Origin of the sequence: Streptomyces tricolor (genome assembly GCF_002155905.1) — a bacterium.
Lineage (GTDB): Bacteria > Actinomycetota > Actinomycetes > Streptomycetales > Streptomycetaceae > Streptomyces > Streptomyces tricolor.
The window spans coordinates 1-10,332 of sequence record NZ_MUMF01000499.1 but is presented as its reverse complement, the minus strand read 5'-3'; the positions used below and the strand labels follow the sequence as shown (position 1 = coordinate 10,332).

Here is a 10,332-nt window from a genome sequence, read left to right as displayed (position 1 = left end):
CGCCTCGGCTTCGCCATCGGCGTCCGTGTTCCCACCCGCACCACCCGTGCGGGTTTCGTCGTCGTCCGCGGGTGGCCCCTGTGGGGCGTCCCCGCCGTCGGCGGCCTCCGGCCCGTCCTCCCCGTCCGCCTCGCTCTCGGCGTCGGTGTCCGCCGTGTCCTTCGCGTTCGCATCGGCATCGGCCGGCTCTTCCGAAGCCGCCTCGGCCTCATCCTCCGTGCCCGACGGGTCCTTGGCCTCTGCCTCCGCCTCATCCTCGGCGCTCGTGCCGGACGAAGCCTCGGCCTCGGCGTCGGCCTCGGCGTCGGCCTTGGCGTCGGACGCCCGCTCCGGCTCAGCCTCCGCGCCGGAAGACTTCTTCGCCTTCGCCTCCGCCTTCTCGCCCGAAGCCTCCTCGGTCTCGGACGGGGTCTCAGAGGCGGGCTCGTCGGCGGAGTTTGCAGGTGCGTCGGGGTTGGAGTCGCGTACCCAGGTGGAGACCGCCGCGCGCAGCGCGGTGTCCTCGTCGGTGCCGGCCGGCTGCTTCGGCGTGGTCGGGGTTTCCGGTCGTACCGTCAGGACCTTCGTCGCCGTGTCCGGGCCGTCACCCGAGGAATCCTTTTCGCGGGACACCGCGAGACGCGGATCGCGCGCCTCGGGAACCGAACCCGCGCTCCCCGACGTCGGTTCCGCCGACGACTCGCGCTGCTTCGACCTGTCGGGGGACTCGCCCGCCACCGATGCCTCCTCCATGCGTCGCACGCCCACGTGTGCGCCCTGTCCGAACCATGTTCCAGTGTCCTGTGTGAGGGCTTGGCCCCTGCGGTAGACGAGAACGACATACCTGCCGGTTCCCTCACGAACCGGTCACGCACCCTCGACAGACCAATGTGAGAGGGGTCACCCTGTCATTCATCCACGCGGGGAGGCATGGATGGGCAGGAGCCGCAGAACACTTCCGGAGGAGCTTCTGTTGCTGGCACTGGACCCGGCCACGGGTACCACTGCGCAGCCGCAGTCGCTCGACCTCGGTCTGGCCGGTGCACAGCTAGTGGAGCTGGCGCTGGCCGGACGGATAGCCCCAGACGGGGATCGTATCGCCGTGGTGGTGCCACGGCCGACAGGAGATCCGACTCTGGACTGCGCGTTGGAGTTGCTGCGAAGGCGTGGCGCTCCCGTGCGTGCCGTCCACTGGATCGGCGGGCCCCGGCTGGGGCTCAGGCAGACCTACCTCTCGCATCTGGAGCGGTGCGGCATGGTCGCCGCCGTGCCCGGCCAGATGTGCGGGGTGCTGCCGACAACGCGTTACCAGGCGACGGACACCGCCATCAGCCGGGAGATCCGCGCCCGGCTGGATTCCGCGATCCGCACCGGCGTACCGCCGGACCCGCGGACCGCGGCGCTCGCCGCCCTGGCGCACGCCGTCGGGCTCGGCAAGCACCTGTATCCGGGGAACGAGGGGCGCTCGTCCCGCTCCCGGCTGCGGGACCTGATCCGGCACGATCCCATGGGCGGGCTGGTCGCCCACGCCGTCATGGACGTGCAGAACGGTGCGGCTGCCCAGCCGCGCCGTGGCCCGGCCTCGGGCGGCCGGCAGGCCGCGTCCGGTGCCAGGCCCGTGGCGGAACCCGCACGCGCGGTTCCGATGCAGCCGCGTCGCGGGTCCATGGCGCGCGCCGTGGCCCACTGAGCCGTCACCCCGGTCCCCACGACCCGGTTCGGGAGCCGCTGGTCCGAGCGGGGCGGTGAGACCCCTGCGGTCTCGCCGCCCCGCTCGACTGCGCCCGAGGAGGACGGTAGTTCGAGGAGGCGCCGCATATCCTTCGTTTCCCAGCGGTAGTAAGCACCTTGGTGGCAGTCTGCTCAACAGCAGATACGCAAAGTGTTAAGTAACAGGCAGGCAGCCGGAGGTGCACGTCCCGTGGCGTCCAATGTCAATCCCACCGTCAGGCGGCGCCGGCTGGGCCAGGAGCTGCGCAGGCTTCGCGAACTCAAGGGCATGACGGCCGAAGAGGTGGCGGAGCGGCTGCTCGTGTCGCAGTCGAAGATCAGCAGGCTGGAGAACGGCCGCAGAAGCATCAGCCAGCGCGATGTGCGCGACCTGTGCGGGGTGTACGAGGTCGAGGACCAGCGGATCGTCGACTCGCTGATGGAGATGGCCCGGGACTCCCGGCAGCAGGGGTGGTGGCACACCTTCGGGGACATCCCGTACAGCGTCTACATCGGCCTGGAGACCGACGCCGAGTCGCTGCGGGTGTACGAACCCCAGCTGGTGACCGGCCTGTTGCAGACCCGTGCGTACGCCGAGGCCCTGGTGCAGGGCGCGTTGCCGGAGACGTCGACGAACGAGATCGAGAAGCGCGTCCAGGTGCGGATGCGCCGACAGGAACGTATCACCGCCCAGAACAACCCGCTCCGGCTGTGGGTGGTGCTGGACGAGGCGGCCCTGCGCCGGGTCGTGGGCAGCCGGCTGGTGATGCGGGAACAGCTGGAGCACCTGATCGAGATGTCCCAGCTGCCGCACGTCACCGTGCAGGTGCTGCCGTTCGAGGTGGGCGCGCATCCGGGGCTCAACGGGCAGTACGCGATCCTGGAGTTCGCCGACGCGGCCGACTCCAGCGTGGTGTACCTGGAGGGCGTCACCAGCGATCTGTACCTGGAGAAGGCGCAGGACGTGCAGAAGTACGCGGTGATGTACGAGCATTTGCGGGCGCAGTCCCTCAATGTGGAGGCGTCCCGGCACTTCATCGCCGAAGTGGCGAAAGGGTACGCCGACTGAGGCGGGGCGCAGCGGGCGCGGGATCGTACACCGTCGGTCGGCTGCAACGGAAGGCTCACCTGGAATATGCCATCCGGTCGAGTGAACGACTCCTCCGCGAGCGCCGGTTGCCCGGTAGCGTCGATCACGCCAATCAGACGACATGGTTGGCGTGAACCGCACTACTGCAACTCGCAACAGGAGTGGACATGGCACTGATTCAGGGCGCTTCCGAGACGTGGATGAAGTCCTCCTATTCCGCGGGCAACGGCGCCTGCGTCGAGGTCAAGTCGCCCACCGCCGCCGAACTCGCCGTCCGCGACTCCAAGATCCCCGAGGGTCCGATCCTGGCCTTCCCCACCGACGCGTGGAACGCCTTCGTGGCCTCGGTCAAGGCGTGAGGGGTTCCCCCTGACCCTGGCAGGACCGACAACTGCACAAGCACCACCAGAAGAGCCCTCTCGACCAGTCGCCGTCCTTGCCGAGAGGGCTCGTTCTTTTGCCGCGAATACCGCGAGTACCGCGCGGGCGCAGCGGGCTCAGCCGAGCTGGGCCTCGATCGCGGCGACGACCTCGGCCGACTCCGGCTCGGTCTGCGGCGAGAACCGCGCGACCACCTGACCGTCCCGGCCGATCAGGAACTTCTCGAAGTTCCAGCGGATGTCCCCGCTGTGCCCCTCGGCGTCGGCGAAGCCGACCAGCCGCTCGTACAGCGGGTGCCGGCCCGCGCCGTTCACCTCCACCTTCTCGGTCAGCGGGAAGGTCACGCCGTACGTCGCCGAGCAGAACTCCGCGATCTCCTCGGCCGTGCCGGGCTCCTGCCCGAGGAACTGGTTGCAGGGCACGCCCAGCACGGTGAAGCCCCGCTCGGCGTACCGCTCCTGGAGCTTCTCCAGCCCGGAGTACTGCGGGGTCAGACCGCACTTGGAGGCCACGTTCACGATGAGCACGGCCTTGCCCGCGTACTGCGGCAGGTTCGCGGAGCCGCCGGTGAGCGCCCCGATCTCGACATCCAGCACGTTGTGGTCAGTAGTCGTCATGCCCGGATGCTAGCCCCGCCGGGTCGCCGCCGCCCCCTCGCCCGGCCTCCACCAGCACGTCACCGGCCGCCGTCCGCACGTACAGCACCGACCGCCCGGCCCGCCGCCGCTCCACCAGACCCGCCTCCCGCAGCACCTTCAGATGCCGCCCCACCGACCCCAGGCCCTGCCCGGTCACGGCGGTCAGCTGGCTGGTGCTCAGGGGGGAGCCGAGGAGCAGCAGCACCCCCGCCCGGGCCGCCCCGAGCAGCGCGCCCAGCCCCGCGGGCACCGCCCGGCGGCCGTCCCCGGCGAGCACACCGGCGCAGGGATAGACCACGGCGTACCGCTCCCGCTCCTCCCAGGACACCCAGCCCGAGCGCTGCGCGGTCACCGGCACGAAGAGCAGCTCGGCGCCGGAGATCTCGCGGGGCGGATACTCGTGGAGATTGACCTGGAACCGGTTCTCCCCGAGCCAGCGGGTCCCGCCCGGCCGCAGCCCGTCCAGCGCGCTCGCCCAGCCGCCCCGGCTCACCTGTGCCGTCCGCGCGACCACATCCGCCTCCAGCACCCGCCGGCGCCGCTCCCAGTACGGCCGTACGGTCTCGTGCCACACCCACTCCAGCAGCCCGGCCGCCCGCTCGGGCAGGTCGTCCCGGTCCAGCTCGGACGGGAGCGGCCCGGCGAGGGAGAGCCGCAGATGGGCGCGGGCGGCGGCCGGATCGACCGCGCGCACCCGGGCGACCTCCGCGGCGAAGCCCTCCTCGCCGCGGGGCGTGGGGGTGAGGAAGTCGGCGATCCACTCCCGGCCCAGCCCGGCCCCGACCAGCCGGGCGGTCACGGGGTCGGCCGCGAGCCGGCCCCGATAGGCGGGCAGGTGGGCGTCCAGCCACGCCCGTTCACCGGGATGCGCGCCCTGCCCGGCGTGCAGCAGCTTCAGACAGGCGAAGGTCTCGGCGAGCGGCGAGACGACGAACCGGCAGCGGGCCAGGGTGTCCGCATTGACCTGCCACCATCCCACCGGGCCCGCCCCTCCGCCGTACGGCCTTTCGCGCGACGGCGAAACAATAACGAGCCGCCGGCGGCCCGGCCGAGACTCCGGACCATGCCCAGCTACCGCTCCCTGTTCCGTGTCCCGGAGTTCACCCCGCTCTTCCTCGGCACCGCCGCGCAGACCGCCGCCCAGACCGTCGGCGGGCTCGCCCTCGGCACGCTCGTGTACCGGGCGACCGGCTCCCCGCTGCTGGCGGCGGTCAGCATGTTCGGCCAGTCGCTCGCCCAGGTGCTGGGCGCCACCGTCCTGCTGTCCGGCGCCGACCGGCTGCCCCCGCGTACGGCCCTGACCGCGCTCGCGCTGGCCTTCGCGGCCGGTACGGCGGTGCAGGCGCTGCCCGGCCTGCCGGCCGGCGCGCTCCTCGCCGTCGTGCTGCTGCTGGGCCTGGTCGCCTCGCTCGGCGGCGGGGTGCGCTGGGGGCTGCTGAACGAGATCCTCGCCGAGGACGGCTATCTGCCGGGGCGTTCGCTGTTCAACATGATGAGCGGGCTGACGCAGATCGCCGGGTTCGCCACCGGCGGCGCCCTGCTCGCCGTGCTCTCCCCGCGCGCCTGCCTGCTGCTGGCGGCGGCCCTGTACCTGACGGCGGCGCTCGTCCTGCGGGCCGGTCTGACCGCCCGCCCGCCCCGGGCCGCCGGGCGCCTCTCGCCGACGGCGACCTGGCGCGCCAACGCCGAACTGTGGTCGTCCCGGCCGCGCCGCCTGACCTATTGGGGCCTGTGGCTGCCCAACGGCATGGTCGTCGGCTGCGAGTCGCTGTACGTGTCGTACGCCCCGCACGCGGCCGGCACCCTGTTCGCCTGCGCGGCGGTCGGCATGCTCGTCGGGGACGTGACGGTCGGCCGGCTGCTCCCGGCCGGCGTACGCGCCCGCCTGGCCACGCCGCTGCTGCTCCTGCTCGCGCTGCCCTACCTGCTGTTCGCCGCACACCCGCCGGTGCCGGTGGCGGCCGTCTGCGTGACCGTGGCCTCCGTCGGCTTCGGGGCGAGCCTGGTGCAGCAGGAGCGGCTGCTGCGGCTGACCCCCGGCGCCCTGGCCGGCCAGGCCCTGGGGCTGCACTCCGCCGGCATGCTCACCCTCCAGGGCGTGAGCGCGACGGCGGCGGGCACGCTGGCCCAGCTCACCTCGCCCGCGACGGCGATGACCGCGACGGCGGCGGGCTCGGCCGGCGTGACGCTGGCGCTGGCCGTGGCCGCTCGGCGGGCGCCGGTGCGGTCGTCGGACGCGCCGGCACCGCAACGCGCCGCGTCCTGAGCCCGTGCCGCGGCGAGCCGTTCGGACAGGGCGGCGGAACGGGGCCGGAATGCGCTCTGGTCCCGGCTCCGGCGTGCGCCTTCAATGGCTGGACGTCGTGCCGTACTTCCCGAGAGGAGCGCTGGATGACAGCCTCTGTGGCTCCGGTCGCCCGGCAGGCCGTGCAGGCCGCACGGGCCCGTCGCCCGGCTCCGGCGGCCGTATGACCGGGACCGGGGTGGTACCGCGCCGGTCCCTCGCCTCCCTGGCCGCCGCCCGGCTGGAGAAGACCGTCTCCGCCGACGCGGTGCGCCACAACCTGGCGGTGCTGCGCGCGGCGGCCGGCGGTCGGCGGATCATGCCCGTGCTCAAGGGCGACGCGTACGGGCTCGGCGCACCCGCCCTCGCCGACCTGCTGGTGGCCGCGGGCGTGCCGGCGCTGGCCGTGGACACCGTCGCGGAGGGCGCCGTACTGCGCGAGCACGGCATCGGCGTACCGATCCTGGTGATGGACGTCGACGTCGCCGACAACGCCGAGGACTGCGCCCGGTACCGGCTGATGCCCGCCGTCGCCGGCCCCGAGCAGGTCGGCCGGCACAGCGCCGTGGCCCGGCGGCGGGGCGAGCCCGTCACCGCGTGGCTGCGCACCAACGTCGGCTTCAACAGGTTCGGGCCGCGCGAGGAACGGGACGTCGACGCCGTCCTCGACGGGCTGCACCGGGCCCGCGCCGCCGTGCGGGTGGCCGGGGTGTTCGCCCACCTGTCCAGCTCGGCCACGGACCCGGGGGAGACGGCGGAGCAGGCCGAGGTGTTCCGGGCCCGGGTGGGCCGGGCCCGCGCGGTGCTCGGCGGGCACCTCACGGCCTCGCTCGCCGCCACGCACGGCCTGCTGCATCCCGCGGCGCTGCGCGGCACGGACTGGGTGCGGCCGGGCCTCGGCCTCCACGGGCTGCTCCTGCCGGGCAGCCGCGACCTGCCCGGCTGGGCGGGATCCGGCCTGGGCCGGCTGCGGCCCGCCGTCGCCGTACGCGCCCGGGTGCTCGACCTTCTCACCGTGACCCGCGCGGAGGGGCTGGGCTACGACCGCTCCGCCGCCGTCGCCCCCGGCCGGCGCCTGGCCACCGTCGCGATCGGCTTCTCCCGCGGGCTGACGGGACCGGCGCCGGCGTTCACCGGTCTGCTGCGCGGCCGGAGCTGCCCGATGGTGGGCCGCCCCGGCATGGACTGCGCCCAGTTCGACGTGACGGCGGTCCCGGACGCGCGCCCGGGCGACTGGATGACGCTCCTCGGGCCGGAGCGGACGGGCGACGGCGCGGCGCGGGGCGGCGGCGGCCCGGTGCGGACGGCGGCGGACGTCGGTGCGGAACTGGGGCTGACCCTGTACGAGCTGCTCGCCGCCCTGCGTATGCCGGTACGCCTCGAAGGGGCCACCCCCGCCGCACAGGGTGATGACGAGTCGGCGGCACCCCCCTGACCAGGCGGACGGCCCTCCCCCTTACGGGTGGACCTCGACGCCCGGGCCGGGGCGACGCGCGGACGCCGTACGCGGCGCCCGGGACGACGGATACGAGTCAACTTCCCTACGCGGGTGCGCGGACGCACCGGTGCCGGCGCCCCGCCCGTGGGAAGCTGACCGCGTTGTCCTCGCCGAAGGATCCAGCGCGCCCCGCACGACACCCCTGCTCCTCCGCTCCCTTGCTCTCCGTCCCTCGCGACCTCAAGGTGTGCCATGTCCATCGCCTCCGCCGCTCCTTCGCTGTCGCCGGCCGAACTGCGCAGCGTCTTCGAGCGGAACACCCAGGACGAACTGGTCGGCATCGAGATCGAATCGGCCGCACTGGACCCGCGAACCGGTAGGTCGATCCCGTACGCGGGAGAGTCCGGCATCGGCGCCTACCTCGCCTTCCTGGCCTCGCAACCGGGCGTCGAGGCCGTCCACGACTACGGCACCCTGGTCGGCGTCCGGCTCCCCGACGGCGGGCAGGTCTCGCTGGAGCACGGCGGGGCGGTGGAGTACTCGTCGCCGCCCGCGCCCTGCGTGGCCGACCTGATGGACCTCGTGCACGCCGCGCTGCGCCGCCTCGCCGCCGCGGCCGACCGCTTCGGCTTCGCGCTCGTGCCGGGGGCGCAGTACCCGTGCACGGCCTTCGAGGACGTCCAGTGGATGCCGCACTCCCGTACGGCGATCATGCGCGGCCACTTCGAGAGCCTGGGCCGGGACGGCATGTGGGGCCCGCGGATCATGTCCATGATCCTTTCCACCCAGGTCTCCTACGACTACACCTCGCCCGCCGACCTCGCCGAGAAGCTCCGCGTCCAGGCCGCCGCGTCCACCCCGGCCGCCGCGCTCTTCGTCAACGCCCCGCTGGAGGGCGGAAAGCCGTGCGGCGCGCTGTCCCGCCGCATGCAGTTCTGGAGCCTGGCCGATCCGGCCCGCACCCGGGTCGTCCCGGTGACCCTGCGGGAGGACTTCACCATCGACCGCTTCATCGACTGGGCCCTGACCCTTCCGATGATCCACCGGGGCACGCCGGACGGCAGCCGCAAGCGGGTCCCGCCGGTGCCCTTCGGCACCCTGCTGGTCGACGGCTTCGAGGACGGCACCAGGCCCACCCTCCAGGACTGGCGCGACCACCTCTCCCAGATCTTCCCGGACGTCCGCCTGCGCGACACGCTGGAACTGCGGGCCGTGGACGGCCTGCCCTACCCGGCCCTCGCGGCGGTCCCCGCGTTCTGGACCGGCCTGACCTACCACGCCCCCACCAGGGCGGCGGTGTGGGACCTGCTGCGCGGCATCACCCCCGAGCAGCACCTCGAAGCCCTCGACGACATCGCCCGCCGCGGCCTGGACGCGACGCTCGCCGGCCGCCCGGTACGCGATCTGGCCACCGAACTCCTCCGCCTCAGCGAGACCGGCCTCCGCGCCCGGGTCGCCGCCGGCCACGAGCGCCCCGAGACCCTCACCTACCTGGACCCCCTCCGGGAAGTCGCCCGGACCGGCGAGACCTTCGCCGACCGCGTTCTGGCGCAGTGGCACGCGGATCCGTCGGGCTTCCCCGCGGCGTACGTGGCGGCGTACCGGGTGCGCTGACTGGGGAGGGCGGCCGGGCAGGTGCGGCTCGGCTGTCGGGGCTGCTGGGCTGTCGGGTGCTGCTGGGGTGTGGGGTGTGGCTCGGCCGTCGGGCGCGGCTCGGCTCGCCCGGTGCGGCTCGGCCGTCAGGTGCGGCTCGGTTCCGGCTCCGGTGCGGAGGGGAGCGCTGCCGGGCGGCGGGGGAGCAGCAGCGGGGTCGCCAGCAGGAGCACACCGGCCAGCCCGATGGCCGTACGCGGACCGAGCAGGCCGCCCAGCACGCCCCAGACGGCCGTCAGCAGCGCCGTCGAGGCCTTGGTCGTCACCGCCCAGGCGGACAGCGTGCGGGTGACCCGGTCGGCCGCGGTGCGCTCCAGGCGGGAGGTGGCGCAGACGGGGTTGAAGACCCCGCAGCAGAAGATGAGCCCGAACTCGACGCCGATCACCAGCAGCAGCCCTCCGGTGCCCGGCCCCACGAAGGCCAGACCCACGGGCCAGAGCGCGCGCAGCGCCCCGGACAGCACCAGGACCCGGTGCCGGCCGAACCGGGTGACGAGCGGCCGGGCCAGCCGTGACCCGAGCAGCCCGCCGACCGAGGGCGCGGCGAAGGCCAGGCCGTACTGCCAGGGGGCGAACCCGAGCCGGCCGAGCATCAGGACGGCGAGCAACGGCTGGACGGCCATCACCAGCCCGTTGAAGAAGGCGGTGTTGAAGAACAGCGGACGCAGCGTCGCGTCGGCGAGGACGTACCGCCAGCCGTCGAGCAGGTCCCGGCCCCGCACGCGCGCGGCCTCCCGGCGTCCGGGCCGCGGCTCGTGCCCGCCCGTGGCGCGGACACCGAGGGCCGACAGCAGATAACTGATCGCGTCGGCGACCACCGTCGCCACCGGACCGAGCAGTCCGATCACGGCACCGCCCACCGGCGGCCCGACGATCGTGGCGGTCCAGGCCGTGGACTCCAACCGCGCGTTGGCGACCAGCAGGTGCCCGGACGGCAGCAGCGTCTTCAGGTACGCGCCGGAGGCCGCGCGGAAGGTGATGTCGGCCGCCGCGACGACGACCGAGACCAGCAGCAGCTGGAGGAAGGTGAGCACGCCGAGCGCGTACGCGCCGGGGACGGTCAGCAGTGCCGCGCACCGCACCAGATCCATGGCGATCAGCACCGGCCGCTTGCGGCGGAACTCCACCCACGGTCCGAGCGGCACCGCCACGGCCGCGC

Annotated in this window: 9 protein-coding genes and 1 pseudogene; 6 read left to right on the top strand and 4 right to left on the bottom strand. The window is 73.8% G+C overall.

The window, feature by feature from the left end:
• A pseudogene (locus tag CCN44_RS31385) lies at positions 1-717 on the bottom strand (D-alanyl-D-alanine carboxypeptidase); the annotation flags it as partial.
• A gap of 196 nt (positions 718-913) precedes the next feature.
• Here CCN44_RS31385 and CCN44_RS31380 point away from each other — a divergent pair.
• The 3 genes from CCN44_RS31380 (at position 914) to CCN44_RS31370 (ending at position 3,138) form a co-directional block, all read left to right on the top strand.
• The gene (locus CCN44_RS31380) at positions 914-1,669 is read left to right on the top strand and encodes a GOLPH3/VPS74 family protein (protein WP_059250662.1); all 756 of its coding nucleotides are present in this window, start codon (positions 914-916) and stop codon (positions 1,667-1,669) included.
• Between the two features lie 231 nt (positions 1,670-1,900).
• The gene (locus tag CCN44_RS31375) at positions 1,901-2,758 is read left to right on the top strand and encodes a helix-turn-helix domain-containing protein (RefSeq protein WP_086701420.1); all 858 of its coding nucleotides are present in this window, start codon (positions 1,901-1,903) and stop codon (positions 2,756-2,758) included.
• Positions 2,759-2,946: 188 nt separating this feature from the next.
• Complete coding sequence (locus tag CCN44_RS31370; protein WP_059250666.1) at positions 2,947-3,138, top strand: DUF397 domain-containing protein; 192 nt, start codon at positions 2,947-2,949, stop codon at positions 3,136-3,138.
• 138 nt (positions 3,139-3,276) lie between these two features.
• Here the strand turns inward: CCN44_RS31370 and CCN44_RS31365 are convergent, their stop codons facing one another.
• The gene (locus tag CCN44_RS31365; RefSeq protein WP_059250668.1) at positions 3,277-3,777 is read right to left on the bottom strand and encodes a glutathione peroxidase; all 501 of its coding nucleotides are present in this window, start codon (positions 3,775-3,777) and stop codon (positions 3,277-3,279) included.
• A complete protein-coding gene (locus CCN44_RS31360) occupies positions 3,764-4,777 on the bottom strand; it encodes a helix-turn-helix domain-containing protein (RefSeq protein WP_086701417.1) in 1,014 nt (337 codons plus the stop codon). Before CCN44_RS31360 ends, CCN44_RS31365 begins: the two co-directional genes overlap by 14 nt.
• Positions 4,778-4,861: 84 nt before the next feature.
• On the opposite strand from CCN44_RS31360, the gene CCN44_RS31355 reads away from it, so the two are divergent.
• From CCN44_RS31355 to CCN44_RS31345, 3 genes are all read left to right on the top strand, one after another.
• The gene (locus tag CCN44_RS31355) at positions 4,862-6,064 is read left to right on the top strand and encodes an MFS transporter (RefSeq protein ID WP_059250672.1); all 1,203 of its coding nucleotides are present in this window, start codon (positions 4,862-4,864) and stop codon (positions 6,062-6,064) included.
• 202 nt (positions 6,065-6,266) lie between these two features.
• Entirely contained in the window at positions 6,267-7,517 is a 1,251-nt protein-coding gene (locus tag CCN44_RS31350; RefSeq protein ID WP_158103174.1) for an alanine racemase, read from the top strand.
• Between the two features lie 255 nt (positions 7,518-7,772).
• Positions 7,773-9,134, top strand: a complete 1,362-nt coding sequence (locus tag CCN44_RS31345; protein ID WP_086701411.1) for a glutamate-cysteine ligase family protein — start codon at positions 7,773-7,775, stop codon at positions 9,132-9,134.
• A 125-nt stretch (positions 9,135-9,259) separates the two neighbouring features.
• Here CCN44_RS31345 and CCN44_RS31340 read toward each other — a convergent pair.
• Positions 9,260-10,332, bottom strand: a 1,073-nt coding sequence (locus tag CCN44_RS31340; protein ID WP_107502126.1) for an MFS transporter, incomplete at its 5' end; no start/stop codon positions are given.

Bases quoted from the DNA above. Each gene is read 5' to 3' on its own strand.
- CCN44_RS31380 (WP_059250662.1), top strand. From the start codon at position 914: ATGGGCAGGAGCCGCAGAACACTTCCGGAGGAGCTTCTGTTGCTGGCA.
- CCN44_RS31370 (WP_059250666.1), top strand. From the start codon at position 2,947: ATGGCACTGATTCAGGGCGCTTCCGAGACGTGGATGAAGTCCTCCTAT.
- CCN44_RS31365 (WP_059250668.1), bottom strand. From the start codon at position 3,777: ATGACGACTACTGACCACAACGTGCTGGATGTCGAGATCGGGGCGCTC.
- CCN44_RS31355 (WP_059250672.1), top strand. From the start codon at position 4,862: ATGCCCAGCTACCGCTCCCTGTTCCGTGTCCCGGAGTTCACCCCGCTC.
- CCN44_RS31350 (WP_158103174.1), top strand. From the start codon at position 6,267: ATGACCGGGACCGGGGTGGTACCGCGCCGGTCCCTCGCCTCCCTGGCC.
- CCN44_RS31345 (WP_086701411.1), top strand. From the start codon at position 7,773: ATGTCCATCGCCTCCGCCGCTCCTTCGCTGTCGCCGGCCGAACTGCGC.